Below are 17101 nucleotides of genomic sequence, written 5' to 3'. Positions count from 1 at the left end.
AATCATGGCGAACATCATCGTGATCGGCGGCCACGGCAAAGTCGCCCTACACCTGGCCCGCATCTTGAGTGACCGCGGCGACGCCGTGACCTCGGTATTCCGCAATCCCGACCACACCGACGACGTCGCTGCGACCGGCGCGAAGCCTGCCGTCGCCGACATCGAGCGTCTCGACACCGACGCGCTGGCCGACCTGCTGTCCGGACACGACGCCGTCGTCTTCTCGGCCGGGGCCGGTGGCGGCGACCCGGCGCGAACCTACGCGGTGGACCGCGACGCCGCCATCCGGGTGATCGATGCGGCCAGCCAGGCCGGCGTGCCGCGGTTCGTGATGGTGTCGTATTTCGGCGCCGGCCCCGATCACGGTGTGCCCGCCGATGATTCGTTCTTCGCCTACGCAGAAGCCAAGGCGGCCGCCGATGAACACCTACGTGCCAGTGCTCTCGACTGGACCGTGCTGGGGCCGGGCCGGCTCACGCTGGACCCGGCGACCGGCCGGATTGCGGTGGGCGAAGCGAAGGGCGCGGTTTCCCGCGAAGATGTCGCGCTGGTGGCGGCGGCCGTGTTGCCGGACGACTCGACCGTCGGCCGCACCATCGAATTCAACAACGGCGATGTGCCCATCGCGGACGCACTGACCGCGGCCGGGGAGTCGAGCTAACGCTCTACGGGCTGTTGTATCGACTCGAGACCGCGCAGCGACACGAGGCGCAGACATGCCTAGTAACATCTACCGTGCAGCTGGTCTGTTGTCGTCGCACCATGTGACGCCGGCATCGAGCGGGGCGACTTTTGCCCCGCGAGAGGGAACCCGGTGGGAATCCGGGACTGTCCCGCAGCGGTATGCAGGAACGAACGCCGTTTTCGACAAGCACTGGTCCCGAACGTGGGGGCTGGGAAGCGACGGTCACTAGGAGCACCACCTCGGTGCGCGCCTGCGAGTCCGAAGACCTGCCAGCTGTGCCGGGCGCGCCGCGTCCGGCGGTTCATCGCCTCGTGGAATGGGCGTTTGGCCGCACCCGTTGAGGTGTATGCGACTGACGACAGTCCGACACGCCCAACGGACGGCTGCGCGTCCGCGGGCGGTGTCCACTCCGTCGATCGAAGGACGAACCCGCTCGTGAACGCCACACCATTCACCGCCACCATCACCGGCTGCCCCCGCATCGGTCCGCGCCGCGAACTCAAACGCGCGACCGAAGGCTACTGGGCCGGACGTACCAGCCGAGCCGACCTGGAGTCCGTCGCCGCCTCGCTGCGCCGCGACACCTGGTCGGACCTGGCCGCAGCCGGCCTGGACTCGGTGCCCGTGAATACCTTCTCCTACTACGACCAGATGCTCGACACCGCGGTACTGCTCGGGGCCCTGCCGCCACGGGTAGGTGACGTTCCCGACGAACTTGACCGCTACTTCGCCGCGGCGCGCGGCAATGACGAGATCTCGCCGTTGGAGATGACGAAGTGGTTCGACACCAACTACCACTACCTGGTTCCCGAGATCGGGCCGTCCACCCGGTTCGCGCTGAACCCCGACAAGGTGCTCTCGGAGCTCAAAGAGGCTCAGGCCCTGGGGATTCCCGCCCGTCCCGTGGTCATCGGGCCGGTGACGTTCCTGCTGCTGGCCAAGTCCGTGGACGGCGGCGGCGCACCGATCGAGCGCCTCGAGGAATTGCTGCCGGTCTACACCGAGCTGCTGTCGCTGATCGCCGACGGCGGTGCTCGGTGGGTCCAACTCGACGAGCCCGCCCTGGTCACCGATATCTCCCCCGACGCACCCGCGCTGGCCGAGGCCGTCTACACCGCGTTGTGCGCGGCAAGCAATCGACCCGCCATTCATGTCGCCACCTATTTCGGCGACCCGGGTGCCGCCCTGGCGGGCCTGGCCCGCACCCAGGTTGAGGCGATCGGTATCGACCTGGTCGCCGGTGCGGGCACAGCGGTCGCGGCCGTTCCGGATCTGGCCGGCAAGACGGTGGTGGCCGGTGTCGTGGACGGACGCAACATCTGGCGCACCGACCTGGAAGCGGCGCTGGGCAAGTTGACGACTTTGCGCAATTCGGCTGCGGCAGTGGCGGTTTCGACGTCGTGCTCGACCATGCACGTGCCGTACTCGCTCAAACCGGAGACCGGGCTGGACGAGAACCTGCGCAGCTGGCTGGCTTTCGGCCGCGAGAAAGTGGATGAAGTGGTCGTGTTGGCCCGCGCGCTGCGCGACGGGCGCGAGACGGTCGCCGACGAAATCGCGGCATCCAACGCCGCGGTGGCCGACCGCAAGCGCGATCCGCGGCTGCACAACGCCGAGGTCCGGGCCCGGATCGATTCGATCGTGGCCTCCGGCGCGCATCGCGGTGACCCGGCCGAGCGTCGCGCCAGCCAGGAGGCGCGGCTGCATCTGCCGGCCCTGCCCACCACGACGATCGGCTCCTACCCGCAGACTTCGGCGATCAGGGTCGCCCGGGCGGCGTTGCGCGCCGGCGAGATCGACCAGGACGAATACGAGCGCCGGATGAAGGCCGAGATCGCCGACGTCGTCAAGCTGCAGGAGCAACTCGGGCTCGATGTGCTGGTACACGGGGAGCCCGAGCGCAACGACATGGTGCAGTACTTCGCCGAGCAACTGGACGGCTTTTTCGCCACCCAGAACGGCTGGGTGCAGTCCTACGGCAGCCGGTGTGTCCGTCCGCCTATCCTCTACGGCGACGTGTCCCGGCCGCAGCCGATGACGGTCGACTGGATCAGCTATGCGCAGTCGCTGACCGACAAGCCGGTGAAGGGGATGCTGACCGGTCCGGTGACCATCCTGGCGTGGTCGTTCGTCCGTGACGACCAGCCGCTGGCCGACACCGCAAACCAAGTGGCACTGGCGATTCGGGACGAGACGGTGGACCTGCAGTCGGCCGGGATCGCGGTGATCCAGGTCGACGAGCCGGCGCTGCGGGAGCTGCTGCCGTTGCGCCGCGCCGAGCAGGACGAGTATCTGACGTGGGCGGTGGGAGCTTTCCGGTTGGCCACCTCCGGTGTCGCCGACTCGACCCAGATTCACACCCACCTGTGCTATTCGGAGTTCGGCGAAGTGATCGGCGCGATCGCCGACCTGGACGCCGACGTCACCTCGATCGAAGCGGCCCGCTCACACATGGAGGTGCTCGACGATCTCAACGCGATCGGCTTCTCCAACAGCGTAGGGCCGGGGGTCTACGACATCCATTCACCGCGGGTGCCGAGCACTTCGGAGCTGGCCGAGTCGTTGCGGGAGGCGCTGAAAGCCGTTCCCTCGCGGCGCCTTTGGGTCAATCCTGACTGCGGGCTCAAGACCCGCAATGTGGACGAGGTGACCGCGTCGCTGGAGCACATGGTGGCCGCCGCCAAACAGGTCCGCGCGGGGCTCTAGTTCCTTGCGCGAGCAGACGCAGAATCGCGTTCCGCCGGGGCGAAACATGCGATTCTGCGTCTGCTCGCGCTACTCGGGCGACTCGGGCGACTCGCGCTACTCGGGCGACTCGGATAGCACCTGGACCGGCACGTCGTCGGCCCAGGGCTGGCGGGTCACCATGTCGGCGACCCGGACGTAGCCGCGCTCGAATTCGCCTGTGGCAGCGTCGTATAACCGATAACGCTGGGTCTGCCGGTGGATCGGCTGCGCGTCGAGCAGCACCACCCGCACCTCGCCGGGCTCGAACTGGCAGCGTCGCTGCATCGCCTGGATCAGCTGCTCGTTGTGCATGTGGCCGTCGCCGAAGTTCCAGCCGATCGCGGTGCTGCAGATCCGTTCCCCGTCGGTGATGACGTAGTCCTCCTCGTTCTGCCCGGCCATCGCGCGGTGCGCCAAGGTGAACAGCGCGCGGCCGTGCGTGTTGAAGCCGCGGAACGCATATCCCATGTAGATGGGGATCTGCGCGGCCTCCGGACTGCCGTAGAACCGCTCCAGCTGAGCCTGCGGCATGCTGGCGATCGCGACGATGCCGCGCGAAATCTTTTCGCTCGCCGAGGGTTTGATGCACCACAGCGTGGTGTCCCAGTTCCCCGCGTAGTACCGCATCCCGGGCAGGAAGGAGATCTTGCGCGGGAACAGGTTGCCCGCGATCACGGTGCCCACCAACGCGGTGAACAGAAGCGCCACCGGGACAGGGTGTCTGACATCATCGAGACCGAGCGTGGGATGGCCGACGAACAGCGTCAGCACCCCGAAGATCATGAAGACGTTCCACTCCAGCGGGACACCCATCGGGATCGCGGACAGGATCCCCAAGTGGAAGATCACCATGGCGATGGCGGCGACTTTGAGTTGCCAGCCTCCCTCGGCGAAGAACAGCGCCACCGGCACGAACATCTCGATGAACGTGCTGGCGTGGGCCAACATGCGCGACAAACGTCCGGGCCGCAGGTCGTCGGGAAACTTCTCGAAGAACCGCCGCTTGAGCCAACGGGTCCGGATCAGCGGGTTGTTGGACATCATCGTGGAGATGACGAACGGGAAGTGCTTGTTGAGCTTGGACGTGGCCGCGCCCATCCAGATCACCAGGAACACCAGTTTGCCGGCGACGATCATGTCGATACCGCCGAACAGGAAGGTCACCGTCAGCGACCCGTAGACCTCGCCGCGGGCGGCCAGGAAGATCACCTTGTCGCGCAACCCGCACGCGCCCAGCACCAGCAGGATCGCCACGATCTGCCATGTCGGCAGCAGCCCGACCTTGCTGCCCACCTCCGGCATCGGCCCACTGCCGTCGGTGAACAACGCGGTGACCAACAACAGCAGCAGCAGCGCGTACAGCGCGACGTCCAGCGGCTTGCGTTTGGTGCCGAAAGTCAGCGGAACGCGATCCGGCCACGGTGGCAGGCGGATGGTGCCGAACCGCAGCCAGTACAGGATCGAGCCCAGCGGCGGGAAGAACCGGTTGTTCAGCGGCCCGAAGCCGCAGCCCAACCCGACCACCTCGAACAGCATCGTGTACAGCACGATCTTCTCGAAGACGATGGGTTCGGCGTACCAGGCGCGGACATTGGTGAACCCGTCAATTCCTTTGGTGCTCAACACGATCAGCCAGCCGACCAAGATATAGAGCAGGATCTTGACCACGTAGAACAGGTGCAGCACCACCGGCGTGCCGAAGCCGACCTCGGCCCAGTGCCGGGCCATCGGGCGGATCCGCTCGCTACGGGTGCCCTTGCTCCATTCGGCGAAGTCGACTTCCGGAAGTTGGGGCTTGAGAAATCCCATGGTTTGACACATTAGAACGTGTTCTAGCGCTGCGGGACCTCACGGCGCTCCCGGCGGGAGGAAGGGCAGTTCCGGCGGGCAGCCGTGCCGGGCGAGTCCGAGGACGGCGTCGACGTCGAGGTGGCGTTCGACGAGATCGCCGAGCAGGTCGAGACGGCGCTCGCGGGCGGCCGAGAAGCAGGTGCCCGACGGGTCGAGGCCCAGCGTTTCGCGCAGGAACGCCGCGCGCAGGTGGTCGTCTTCCAGGGCGCCGTGCCACATCGTGCCGAACACCTGTGCGTCACGCGCACCGCCGAGGAACTCCGCCACATCCGCGCCGCGGGTGATCCTGCCGTGGTGAATCTCGTATCCGGACGCGGCCACGCCCAGCGCCTCGCCTTGCGGCCGTCGCAGCACTTTGCGGGCGTCGAACGTGGTCTCCACGTCGAGCAGACCCAGCCCCGCGACCTCGGTTGCCGGTGGACCTTCGACGCCGTCCGGGTCGCGGATCACCCGGCCCAGCATCTGGAAACCACCGCAGATGCCGAGCACGGGCTTACCCGCCGCCGCGTGCGCTGACACCGCCCGGTCCAGGCCCCTGTCCCGCAGCCACGCCAGATCGGCAACCGTCGAGCGGGTGCCCGGCAGCACGATCAGGTCCGCATCGCCCAGGGCACGGCCGTCGGAGACGAACACGATGTCCAATCCGGGCTCCAGGCCCAGCGCGTCCACGTCGGTGAAGTTGCTGATCCGGGGTAGTCGCACGACGGCCACGCGGCACGCCGCCGGACCCGACGCGCGTCGTCCCGCCAGGTCGAGTGCGTCCTCGGAGTCCAGCCACAGGTCGGGATGCCACGGCACGGTGCCGTACACCCTGCGCCCGGTGACCCGTTCCAGATCCCGCAGCCCCGGCGCGAGCAGGTCGAGGTCGCCGCGGAACTTGTTCACCACGAACCCCGCGACCAGCGCCTGGTCCTGGACGGACAGCAGCGCGACGGTGCCCAGGAACGCCGCGAACACGCCGCCTCGGTCGATGTCGCCGACCACGAGGGTCGGCAGCCCCGCGTGCCGGGCCAGCCCCATGTTGACGTAATCGCCTGCGCGCAAGTTGATTTCGGCCGGACTGCCGGCGCCTTCGGCGATGACTACGTCGTAGCGGCCGGCGAGGTCGTCGAAGGCCCGGTGCGCCGCCTCGGCCAGCGCGCGCCGTCCTTGCAACCAGTCCGACGACTCCAGCGCACCCCAGGGCTGCCCCAGCAACACCGCGTGGCTGCGGTGATCGCTACCCGGTTTGAGCAGGACGGGGTTCATCGCCGGCTCGGGCGGGACCCGCGCCGCCAGGGCCTGCACCCATTGCGCCCGGCCGATCTCCGCACCCGCACCGTCCGGGCCGGTGCAGACCATCGAGTTGTTGGACATGTTCTGCGCCTTGAACGGCGCCACCCGCACCCCGCGTCGGGCCAACGCGCGGCACAATCCCGCGGTGACGGTGCTTTTTCCGGCGTCACTCGTCGTACCCGCCACCAGCAGACCTGACATCAGCACGAGCATGCCACTGTCACCGAATGTGCTCCTGACCACTGCTTGACCACTGGTCCGAAGGCGGCGGTGTCGAGTAACCTTGAGCCCGCAGCTGGTTTGCTGGTGACATCGTGACCGTCGCCGGCGTCGAGGGGCCGAACGCTATTTCAGGTTCGCTCCGAGAGGGAACCCGGTGGGAATCCGGGACTGTCCCGCAGCGGTATGCAGGAACGACCGCCGTCAAGCGCACTGGCCCACAGTCCGGGCTGGGAAGCGACGGCCAGTAGGTACATCGATCAGTCGGTGTGTGCCTGTGAGTCCGAAGACCTGCCAGCTGCGCCGGACGCGTCGTGTCCGGCGCCCGGCGCCTCGTGGAGTGGGCGGACGGTCTTTGCTGGAACGCAATTGTTCCGGGACTGGACGTTCCGAGGATGGCGGCGGGCATCCCGCCGCACCGAAGGAACGTCGATGACCGCCCCGATCTGGCTGGCTTCGCCGCCGGAACTGCATTCGGCGCTGCTGAGCAGTGGCCCCGGGCCAGGCCCACTGGAGGCGTCCGCGGCCGAATGGACTTCGCTGAGCGTCACCTACGCCGAGGTCGCCGACGAGTTTTCCGCCCTGCTCGGCGGTGTCCAGGCCGGCGCCTGGGCAGGTCCGACCGCGGCAGCGTACGCAGCCGCTCACGTGCCGTATCTCGCGTGGCTGCGGCAAGCCTCGGCAGATTCCGCTACGTTCGCGGCCCGCCAGGAAGCCGCGGTCGCGGCCTATGCGTCGGCCCTGGCGACGATGCCGACTCTGGTCGAACTGGCTGCCAACCACGTCGCGCACGGCGTGCTGACGGCGACCAATTTCTTCGGCATCAACACCATCCCGATCGCGCTCAACGAAGCCGACTACGCGCGGATGTGGATCCAAGCCGCGACCGTGATGGGCACCTACGAGGCCGTCTCCGCCGCGGCGCTGGCAGGCATACCGCCTTCCGGACCGGCCCCGCAGGTCCTGAAATCCGAGACTCCGGCCACCGCGGAAGCGGCGGCGGATCCGCTGCAGCAGTTCCAGCAGTGGGCGTGGCAGATGTATACGTCGTTCTACGACAACGTCATTCAGCCGTTCATCGATTCGACGACCACCATCCCGTTCTTCCAGGAGATGTTCGGGGGTTTCAATCCCTACCTCATCATCCTGGGTAATCCGCTGACCTATTTCAGTCCGCTCAACATCGCGTTCGCCATCGGCTACCCGATGGACATCGGCACCTATGTGGTCCTGCTGTCGCAGATGTTCTCTTTTGTCGCACTCGATCTCGCTGCCGCGTTCGCTTCGGGCAACCCGTTGACCATCGGCTTCACCATCATGTTCGTCACCGTCGAGATCTTCGGCACGGTGATCACCGACACCATCGCATTGCTCAAGACGACGCTGGAAAGCACTCTCGCGCTGACGTTGACATTGGTGCCGTTGCTGACCACCCCGTTGGTGCCGCTGGCCGCCGGTGCGGTGCTGGCGCCGATCGGCGTCAAAGGGCTGCTGGCGCTGGCGGCGGTGCCTGCGCCGCCGGTGACCGGTGTACCTGGCGCACCCGCGCTGGCCGCGCTCGCGGCGAGCCCTTCGCCTTCCACGCCGAGCCCGGCACCGTCGCCCGTCGAGGTGACCGCGTCGGCCCCGACGCCGGGAACGCCGCCACCGACCGCCGCGCCGCCGACGACGACCGGCACTGGGGTGGGTGCGCACCTGAATGCGTTCGACTACCTGGTAGGCGACCTGGGTTCGACGGCCAAGCGGGTGGCCAGCGGTCGCGCCCGGAAGCCGGCGGCCGAACCCGACAGTGCCGAGATCCCGGCGCCCGCCCCGGCGCCGGAGGAGCTCACGCCTGCACCCAAGCGGCGGCGCTCGAAAGCCGAAATGCTCGGGCGCGGTTACGAGTACGCCGACTTGGATGACGACGCGTTCAGCACCGTGGGTGTTTCCGAGAAGGGCGCGGGGACGCTGGGATTTGCCGGCGTCGGCCCCAAACGCGGCGCCGAAGCCGTAGGGTTGGTGACGCACGGGGGTGAGGGAACGGCTGTCCAGCTGATGCCCAGCATCTGGGAGGCCGACAAAGGAATCGGAAGCAAACTGCCGTAAGCGCACGCAAAGGGGATGTATCCCCCGATAATTGGAGAAATTGAGCGGAGGGGTGGGCGTCATGACGTTGCGAGTGGTTCCTGAAGGATTGGCCGGCGCCAGCGCCGCGGTGGAGGCGCTGACGGCGCGTCTGGCCGCCGCGCACGCCGCCGCGGCGCCGTTGATCACCGCGGTGGTGCCGCCGGCGGCGGACCCGGTGTCGTTGCAGACCGCCGCCGGGTTCAGTGCGCAGGGTCAGGAGCACGCCGCGGTGGCGGCCCAGGGTGTCGAAGAGCTGGGTCGTGCCGGCGTCGGTGTCGGCACGGCCGGCGCCAGTTACCTCGCCGGTGACGCGGCGGCCGCTGCGACCTATGGGATTGCCGGCGGCTAGCCGGAACCGGAATTCGAATCGAGAGGGAGAGTCATGAGTCTGTTGGACGCGCACATACCGCAGTTGGTGTCCTCGCAGTCGGCGTTCGGCGCCAAGGCGGGGTTGATGCGGCACACGATCGGTCAGGCCGAGCAGGCCGCGATGTCGGCGCAGGCGTTTCACCAGGGGGAGTCCGCGGCGGCGTTTCAGGCCGCGCACGCCCGGTTCGTGGAGGTCGCGGCACGGGTGAACACGTTGCTCGATATCGCCCAGGCCAACCTGGGCGAGGCGGCCGGTACCTATGTGGCCGCCGATGCCGCGGCCGCGTCGACCTACACCGGTTTCTGAGCCGGCTCAGACGAGAAAGGGTTTCTGATGTCGCAGATCATGTACAACTACCCGGCGATGCTCGCTCATGCCGGGGACATGGCGGGTTATGCCGGCACCATGACGGGTTTGGGGGCCGACATCTCCGCCGAGCAGGCCGCGTTGCAAAACGCCTGGCAGGGTGACACCGGGCTGACGTATCAGGCCTGGCAGGTGCAGTGGAACCAGGCCATGGAGGACCTGGTGCGGGCCTATCAGTCGATGGCCAGCACCCACGAGGCCAACACCATGGCGATGCTGGCCCGCGACGGTGCCGAAGCCGCCAAGTGGGGCGGCTAGCCATCGGTTGCTGTCCGACAGTCTCGTGAATCCGGGTGCCTCGTCAGAAGATCCCGGCCGGGATCGTCGGCGCCATGGCTCGCACCTCCGGATCGACCAGTAGGTTCAGCGCGCCCAACGTGCCCGGCTGCTGCTGAGCGAGACCGTCCACCACCGTCAGGAACCGTTGCTGCTCGGTACGGGCGATGACGCCCTCGGCCAGGCCGGAGAACTTCCCGATGTAGTCCTGACGCTCAAATGGCTTGGCGCCCAATGGGTGCGCGTCAGCAACGGCGATCTCGTCGACGATCACTTCCCCGTTTTGCATGGTCACTTCCGCACGGGCACCGAAGGCTTTCTCCAGCGGGTCGCTGGAGTGATATCGCCTGGTCCACTCCGGGTCTTCGACGGTGGATATCTTGTGCCACAGTTCGACGGTGTCCGGTCGGTGCGCCCGCTCCGATGCGTACGACCGTTCGTGGTGCCAACTACCGTCCTGCAGAGCCACCGCGAAGATGTACATCACCGAGTGGTCCAGCGTTTCACGCGAGGCGTCCGGATCCATCTTCTGCGGATCGCCTGCGCCGGTGCCGATTACGTAGTGGGTGTGGTGGCTGGTGTAGAGCACGATGGTGGCGATCTGCTCGGCGTTGCCGATCCGATTACGCATCCGGCGGGCCAGGTCGATCAGAGCCTGACTCTGATATTCCGCCGAGTGTTCTTTGGTGTAGGTGTCCAGGATGGCGCGCTTGGGCTCGCCCGGCTCAGGCAACGGAACCTGGTAGGTATGCCCAGGTCCCGACAGCAGCCAGGCGATCACGCCGTCCTCACCCTCCCAGATGGGTGCCGGCGCACCTTCCCCGCGCATGGCGCGATCGACGGCTTCGATGGCGACCTTGCCGGCCCAGGCGGGAGCGTAGGCCTTCCAGCTCGAGATCAATCCCTTCCGCGACTGCCTGGTGGACGTGGACAGGTGTAACGCCTGGCCTACCGCCTGGTAGATGGTCTCCTTGTCCAGCTTCAGCATGGTGCCCAACCCGGCCGCCACCGACGGTCCGAGGTGTGCGACGTGATCGATCTTGTGCTCGTGCAGACAGATTCCTTTGGTCAGCCCGACCTGGATCTCGTAACCCGTTGCGATGCCACGGATTAAGTCGGCACCGCCGATACCCAGATGTTGGGCCACGGCCACCAGAGCGGGAATGTTGTCACCCGGATGGGAGTACTCGGCGGCCAGAAACGTGTCGTGGTAGTCCAATTCGCGGACCGCGACCCCGTTGGCCCAAGCGGCCCACTCAGGCGCGTAGTCGCCGTCGACGCCGAATATCTTGGCTCCTCGTGCCGTATCCGGATGTGCCAGCGCCTGGGACCGTGCGACGGTGACCGGACGGCGCAGGAAGGAGGCCGCCGACACCGCGGCGTTGTCGATGATCCGGTTGATCACCATGGACTCGGCATCGGCAGGGACGGCCACCGGGTCCGCAGCGACCTCCGCGATCTTCCAAGCCAACTGCTCATTGCGGGGAAAATCGTCCGCGCTGCGCCGTGTTCGAACGTCGTGGATACGCACAGTCGCACAGTATGCAGATGTCGATCGGCCGGCCCGCAACCGCAATCTTCGGAGAAGCGGGCCAACTCACACTTCTATCGGTGTAGCTTCCTGCTGGGACGTGCCGCGGTCATCAAGGGAGTCAGGCATGACGGATGTCGACTATTGCGTGGTAGGTGCCGGATTCGCGGGGATGACGGCCGCGCTGCGGTTGAAACAAGCGGGACGCTCGGTGGCTCTGCTAGAGGCCCGCGATCGGGTCGGTGGCCGCACCTTCACCGTGACCCGCGACGACGGGGTGTGGATCGACCGCGGGGGCGCCTGGATCGGCCCGGGCCAGGACCGGATCTACGCGATGATGAAAGAGTTCGGCGTACCGGAATACAAGCAGCACAACGACGGTGACGCGATGATGGTCGTGGACGGCAAGAAACACCGCTACGGCGGCAAGCTGCCGTGGACGATGAGCCCTTGGGCGGTGGCCAATCTCGGCGTGGCGCTGTTGCGGGTGGAACAGATGTGCAAGGCGGTGCCCCGCGAAACCCCTTGGACGGCAAAGGATGCCGCCGAGTGGGACCGAATGAGCGTCGGCGGCTGGCTGGAACGCAACGTGCCGTCCGCAGCGGCCCGCGAGATGCTGGACATGGCATTGGGCGGTACCTACACCTGCACGGCGTCCGAGGTGTCGATGCTGTGGATGTTGCTGCAGATGTCCTCCGGCGGTGGTCCTGGTTTCGTCATCGGCGGCAAGGGTGGCTCTCAGGATGCCCGCCCGGTCGGCGGGATGGGTGCCATCTATCGACCGATGGTGGCCGAGATCGGCGATGCGCTGCACTTGTCGCGTCCCGTGCGCGAGATCTCGCAGGACGCCGACGGGGTCACGGTCAGCGCCGACGGTCTGACAGTGCGCGCGCGACGGGTGATCGTGGCGATTCCGATGGCGATCGCCAGTTCGATCGTCTACGAACCGACGCTGCCGGTGGACCGCGCAATGCTGAACCAGCGCATGCCAAGCGGTGCGGTTATCAAGATTTCCGTCGTCTACGCCGAGCCGTTCTGGCGGGCCGACGGTTTCTCGGGGCAGTCGGCCGCGCCGGGCACTCCGGTGACGCTGAGCATCGACGCCTGCACCGACACCGGGGATCCAGGCATCATGTGCGCGATCATTGAAGGACCCGCAGCTCGGCGGCTCACCCAGCTCGACGAAGCCGAACGCAGGGCGATCGTCATCGGTGAGCTCGTCGACCGGTTCGGCGAAAAGGCAAGTACGCCAGCGGAGTACCACGAACAGAACTGGACTCAGGAGCGGTATTCCGGCGGCGGGATGATCAGTCACACCGGCACCGGCGTACTGACCGAGTTCGGTTCGGCCCTGCGGGCACCGTGCGACCGTGTGCACTGGGCCGGCACCGAGAGCGCGGCCGTGATGTGCGGGTGGATCGACGGTGCCATTCGGTCCGGAGAGCGGGCGGCGGCCGAGGTGCAGGCGGCGGATTAGGCTCTGCGGCGAAATCCTCTGTGGCGCTGGGTTATCCACAGTTGGAGCTTTATCCACAGGGGCGCCTTCGGTGCCGGGGAGTTGTCGGTGCCGGTTCCTAGAATTTGAGGTATGGCAGCGAGCACGCGTGAAGAGATAGTGGAGGTCTTCGACGCACTCGATGCGGATGTGGATCGTTTGTGCGCGTTGTCTTTTGAGGTGTTCACCACCCCGGAGCGGATGCGGGCTCTGGAGCGCCTGGAGCGGGCGGCGCGCCAACTGCGCACGCCCCAGCACGCGGTGATCAACCAACTCGCCGCCCAAGCCGGCGAGGAGGAGTTGGGGGGCAAGCTGCGTAGTGCGGTGGCGGACCGGTTGCGGATCTCTAAAGCCGAAGCCGGCCGCCGTATCGCCGAAGCTAAAGACCTTGGGGCGCGCCGGGCGCTGTCCGGGGAGGCGCTAGGGCCGCTGCTCACCGCGACCGCGACCGCTCAAGGTGCCGGGCTCATCGGTGATGAACACATCAGGTTGATCCGCAAATTCCTGGCGCACCTGCCCGACACGGTCGATGCGGGCACCCGCGCGGACGCCGAAGCCGACCTGGTCGACAAAGCCACCCACTTTCGGCCCGAACAAGTGCAGACCTATGCCCAGGAGGTAATGGCCTATCTGCACCCCGACGGCAACTACAGCGAGGAGGAACGCGCCCGCCGACGCGGCCTGGTGCTGGGTGAGCAGAAGTTCGACGGGATGTCGCGCCTGAGCGGGCTGGTCACCCCCGAGCTGCGGGCCGCGATCGAAGCGGCGTGGACGAAGTTGGCCGCACCCGGGATGTGTAACCCGAACGATGAGGCACCACGGGTGGACGGCGAACCCGACGCCGAGGAGGCGCAGCGCGATACCCGCTCGGGACCCCAACGCCAGCACGACGCGCTGCTGGCCGGGCTACGCGCACTGCTGGCCTCCGGCGAACTGGGCCGCCATCGCGGCCTGCCGGTCACCATCATCGCCACCACCACCGTGGCAGAACTGGAAGCCGCTAGCGGGTGGGCGCGCACCGGCGGCGGCTCCCGCCTACCCATGAGTGATCTGATCCGCATGGCCGGCGGCGGCGCCAACCACTATTTGGCGATCTTCGACGGCGCCAAACCCCAAGCCCTCTATCACGCCAAACGGTTGGCCTCCCCGGCCCAGCGGATCATGCTGTGCGCCAAAGATCTCGGCTGCACCAGACCCGGCTGCGACGCCCCGGCCTACCACTCCGAAGTCCACCACGTCACCGCCTGGCGCAAAACCGGCCGCACCGACATCAACGACCTCACCCTGGCCTGTGGCCCCGATAACAGACTGGCCGAAAAAGGCTGGACCACCCGCACCAACACCCAAGGCCACACCGAATGGATCCCACCACCACACCTCGACCACGGCCAACCCAGAATCAACACATTCCACCACCCCGAGAAACTGCTGATACCCGACGACGAGGACGACGACGGGCCCTAGCGGAGCGGTCGCGCTACCCCGCCTGCGCCGCCGGCGGACGGTAGAAGATCAGCAGCTGTCCGATGGCACCGGCCAACCCGAGACCCAGCGAGATCGCCAGCCCGGGCCAGCCGGGGAACCACAGCTTGTCACCGAAGATCACGTAATCGAGACTGAGCTTGCCCGCGCCCACCGTGGCGACCGCGACGGCGCTGAGCGCCAACACCAGGTTGTACTCCCAACCCTCCTTGACGATGAAGAAGCCGTTGGCGCGGTGCACCGTCCAGGCCGCGACGATCATCAGCGACACGAAGCCCGCCGCGGGGATCGGCGTGAACAGCCCGGCCGCCAAGCCCAGACCGGCGGCCGTCTCGGTGGAAGCGGCCACGGTGGCGTGGAACCTCCCGGGCTTCATGCCGATGCTCTCGAACCACCGCGCGGTGCCTGGAATTCGCCCGCCGCCGAAGAATTTGTTCAGGCCGTGCGCGGCCAATGTCAGACCCAGTACCAGCCGCAGAATCAGTAACCCGACATCGATGGCGTTCATACCGTTCAAACTAGATCATCGCTCGTGACGGTAGCGCGGACCCGCCGGTGTGGGACCATTGCGGACGTTCCGGTGTTTGCCCGCGCAACCAATCGGGCAGGTCAACCAACAAGGGGGTGCATCATGGCTCGTGCCACGCGGGGCCGTGGTTCACGCATCGACACCCTGCCCGACACCGTTGTCCTGCTGGACGGCCAGGCGAACCAACCCCGGGAGATCCTCGGTAACAAGGGCCACGGCATTGACACCATGCGGCGGCACAATTTGCCGGTACCACCGGCCTTCTGCATCAGCACCGAGGTCGGCGTCCGCTATCTGGCCGACCCCCAGCCGACGATGGACGCGATCTGGGACGACGTCCTCGACCGGATGAGCTGGCTGGAAGAGCAGACCTCGCGCACCTTCGGTCGAGGACCGCGGCCGCTACTGGTCAGCGTCCGCTCGGGGGCCACCCAGTCGATGCCCGGCATGATGGACACGATCCTCGACCTGGGTATGAACGACGCCGTCGAGCAAGCCTTGACCACGCCCGGCGCCGAGTCGTTTGCCCGCGACACCCGCCGACGGTTCGTCACCATGTACCAGCGGGTGGTGGGTGACCGATCGGGTCCCCCGGACGACCCCTATGCACAGCTGCGCGCCGGCATCGAGGCCGTGTTCGAGTCATGGAACTCCCCGCGCGCCGTCGCCTACCGCGAGCACTACGGCCGCGGCGACGGCGGGGGCACGGCAGTGGTGGTGCAGGCGATGGTGTTCGGCAACCGCCCGCCCAATTCCGGCGCCGGAGTGCTGTCGTCGCGCAATCCGATCACCGGGGCCGACGAGCCGTTCGGTGAATGGCTGCCCGGCGGCCAGGGTGACGACGTGGTGTCCGGACTGGTTGACGTCGAGCCGATCACCGCACTAAGGGACGAGCAACCGGGCGTCTTCGACGAACTGATCGCCGCCGCCCGCAGCCTGGAACGCCTCCATGGCGACGTCCAGGAGATCGAGTTCACCGTCGAAGACGGCAAACTATGGCTGCTGCAGACCCGGGCCGCCGAGCGGTCGGCGCAGGCCGCGGTGCGACTGGCGCTGCAGCTGCGGCGCGAACATCTCATCGACGACGCCGAAACCTTGCGCCGGGTGACGCCCGCCCACGTCGAAGCCGTGCTTCGACCGTCGCTGCAGCCCGAAACGCGCTTGGCTGCACCGCTTTTGGCCAAAGGACTACCCGCCTGCCCGGGTGTGGCGACGGGCGTGGCATACACCGACGTCGACGAGGCACTCGATGCCGCAGGCCGCGGCGAACAGGTCATCCTGGTGCGCGATCACACCCGCCCCGAGGACGTCCTGGGCATGCTGGCCGCCCAAGGCATCGTCACCGAGGTCGGCGGAGCCGCAAGTCATGCGGCCGTGGTCAGCCGCGAACTCGACCGGGTTGCCGTGGTGGGCTGCGGCCACGGCGTCGCCTCGGCACTGGCCGGCCGACCGATCACCGTCGACGGCTACGAAGGCGAAGTGCGGCAAGGCATTCTGCCGCTGACCGCATGGTCCGAGCATGATTCCCCCGAGCTGCGCGAGCTGGCCGAGATCGCCCGACGAGCCCAGGCCGGCCGATGACCGATCTGGCTGTGCTGCAAGCTGTTCGGCTCAAGGGCCGGGTAACCGCCACTGACCTGGCCGCGACCCTGCGCGCCGACGAGGCCGATGTCGCGGAGACGATCGACCGGTTGACGGCCGACGGCCTGCTCACAGCCGGGCCCACGGTGCGGATCACGCCGACGGGCCGCACACACCTCGCCGACCTGCTCGCCGCCGAGCGCAGCAGCGCCGACACAGCTGTCCTGAGCCGGACCTACCACGAATTCCATGTGGTGAACAGCGATTTCAAGGCGCTGATCACCGACTGGCAGCTCAGGGACGGAAAGCCCAACAACCATGAGGACGCCGCCTACGACGTCGCGGTGCTGGCGCGTCTCGACGACGTGCACCAAAGACTGGCGCCGATCATGGCGACCCTCACCGCGCAACTGCCGCGCCTGTCGGCGTATCCGACGAAGTTGGACGCTGCGCTGGCGAAGGTCAAGGCCGGTGAAACCCTATGGCTGACAAGGCCTCTCATCGACTCCTATCACACCGTGTGGTTCGAACTGCACGAGGAACTGATCCTGGCTGCCGGGCTGACCCGCGAACAAGCCGCCAGATCCGGCGACGCGGGCTAGTAA

14 protein-coding genes and 2 riboswitches are annotated in these 17101 nt (G+C 67.3%); of the genes, 10 read left to right on the top strand and 4 right to left on the bottom strand.

What is annotated here, in order from left to right; translation table 11 throughout:
• Positions 1-4 precede the first annotated feature (4 nt).
• Both AC5Y4D_RS13585 and metE read left to right on the top strand, forming a co-directional pair.
• A complete protein-coding gene (locus tag AC5Y4D_RS13585; RefSeq protein WP_499944808.1) occupies positions 5-661 on the top strand; it encodes an SDR family oxidoreductase in 657 nt (218 codons plus the stop codon).
• Positions 662-725: 64 nt separating this feature from the next.
• A riboswitch (cobalamin riboswitch) is annotated at positions 726-973 on the top strand.
• Between the two features lie 147 nt (positions 974-1120).
• Positions 1121-3391 carry a 5-methyltetrahydropteroyltriglutamate--homocysteine S-methyltransferase gene (metE, locus tag AC5Y4D_RS13580; protein ID WP_499944807.1) on the top strand — a complete coding sequence of 757 codons (2271 nt, stop codon included), beginning with the start codon at positions 1121-1123 and terminating at the stop codon, positions 3389-3391.
• A 96-nt stretch (positions 3392-3487) separates the two neighbouring features.
• Here metE and AC5Y4D_RS13575 read toward each other — a convergent pair whose 3' ends face one another.
• Both AC5Y4D_RS13575 and AC5Y4D_RS13570 read right to left on the bottom strand, forming a co-directional pair.
• A complete protein-coding gene (locus tag AC5Y4D_RS13575; RefSeq protein ID WP_500037398.1) occupies positions 3488-5221 on the bottom strand; it encodes a DUF3556 domain-containing protein in 1734 nt (577 codons plus the stop codon).
• A 39-nt stretch (positions 5222-5260) separates the two neighbouring features.
• Positions 5261-6739: a cobyric acid synthase gene (locus AC5Y4D_RS13570; RefSeq protein ID WP_500037397.1), complete on the bottom strand. Its 1479-nt coding sequence runs from the start codon at positions 6737-6739 to the stop codon at positions 5261-5263.
• A 78-nt stretch (positions 6740-6817) separates the two neighbouring features.
• Positions 6818-7070: riboswitch (cobalamin riboswitch) on the top strand.
• A 119-nt stretch (positions 7071-7189) separates the two neighbouring features.
• Here AC5Y4D_RS13570 and AC5Y4D_RS13565 point away from each other — a divergent pair.
• The 4 genes from AC5Y4D_RS13565 to AC5Y4D_RS13550 all read left to right on the top strand — a co-directional run bounded on the left by AC5Y4D_RS13565 (position 7190) and on the right by AC5Y4D_RS13550 (position 9860).
• Complete coding sequence (locus AC5Y4D_RS13565) at positions 7190-8845, top strand: PPE domain-containing protein (RefSeq protein ID WP_500037396.1); 1656 nt, start codon at positions 7190-7192, stop codon at positions 8843-8845.
• Positions 8846-8906: 61 nt separating this feature from the next.
• Positions 8907-9215, top strand: a complete 309-nt coding sequence (locus tag AC5Y4D_RS13560; RefSeq protein WP_499943961.1) for a PE family protein — start codon at positions 8907-8909, stop codon at positions 9213-9215.
• A 33-nt stretch (positions 9216-9248) separates the two neighbouring features.
• Positions 9249-9542, top strand: coding sequence for a type VII secretion system protein EsxG (gene esxG / locus AC5Y4D_RS13555; protein ID WP_499943959.1), 294 nt, complete (start codon positions 9249-9251; stop codon positions 9540-9542).
• A 27-nt stretch (positions 9543-9569) separates the two neighbouring features.
• Positions 9570-9860 (top strand): WXG100 family type VII secretion target, encoded by a 291-nt coding sequence (locus AC5Y4D_RS13550; RefSeq protein WP_499943958.1) that lies wholly within the window; start codon positions 9570-9572, stop codon positions 9858-9860.
• A 43-nt stretch (positions 9861-9903) separates the two neighbouring features.
• Here the strand turns inward: AC5Y4D_RS13550 and prpD are convergent, their stop codons facing one another.
• A complete protein-coding gene (gene prpD / locus AC5Y4D_RS13545) occupies positions 9904-11409 on the bottom strand; it encodes a 2-methylcitrate dehydratase PrpD (protein WP_500037395.1) in 1506 nt (501 codons plus the stop codon).
• Between the two features lie 127 nt (positions 11410-11536).
• Between prpD and AC5Y4D_RS13540 the strand changes: the two genes are divergently transcribed.
• Together AC5Y4D_RS13540 and AC5Y4D_RS13535 are read left to right on the top strand one after the other, a co-directional pair.
• Positions 11537-12886, top strand: coding sequence for a flavin monoamine oxidase family protein (locus tag AC5Y4D_RS13540; protein WP_500037394.1), 1350 nt, complete (start codon positions 11537-11539; stop codon positions 12884-12886).
• Positions 12887-12997: 111 nt separating this feature from the next.
• Entirely contained in the window at positions 12998-14368 is a 1371-nt protein-coding gene (locus tag AC5Y4D_RS13535) for an HNH endonuclease signature motif containing protein (RefSeq protein WP_500037393.1), read from the top strand.
• Between the two features lie 13 nt (positions 14369-14381).
• On the opposite strand, the gene AC5Y4D_RS13530 is transcribed toward AC5Y4D_RS13535, so the two are convergent.
• Positions 14382-14894 (bottom strand): DoxX family protein, encoded by a 513-nt coding sequence (locus tag AC5Y4D_RS13530; RefSeq protein ID WP_500037392.1) that lies wholly within the window; start codon positions 14892-14894, stop codon positions 14382-14384.
• Positions 14895-15017: 123 nt separating this feature from the next.
• Between AC5Y4D_RS13530 and AC5Y4D_RS13525 the strand changes: the two genes are divergently transcribed.
• Together AC5Y4D_RS13525 and AC5Y4D_RS13520 are read left to right on the top strand one after the other, a co-directional pair.
• Positions 15018-16496, top strand: coding sequence for a pyruvate, phosphate dikinase (locus tag AC5Y4D_RS13525; RefSeq protein WP_500037391.1), 1479 nt, complete (start codon positions 15018-15020; stop codon positions 16494-16496).
• Positions 16493-17098: a winged helix DNA-binding protein gene (locus AC5Y4D_RS13520; RefSeq protein WP_500037390.1), complete on the top strand. Its 606-nt coding sequence runs from the start codon at positions 16493-16495 to the stop codon at positions 17096-17098. Before AC5Y4D_RS13525 ends, AC5Y4D_RS13520 begins: the two co-directional genes overlap by 4 nt.
• The last annotated feature ends 3 nt before the right edge of the window (positions 17099-17101 follow it).

This window comes from Mycobacterium sp. NGS67 (assembly GCF_059812185.1).
The sequence above is the reverse complement of the archived record's forward strand: the minus strand, read 5'-3'. Positions and strand labels throughout refer to the sequence as shown.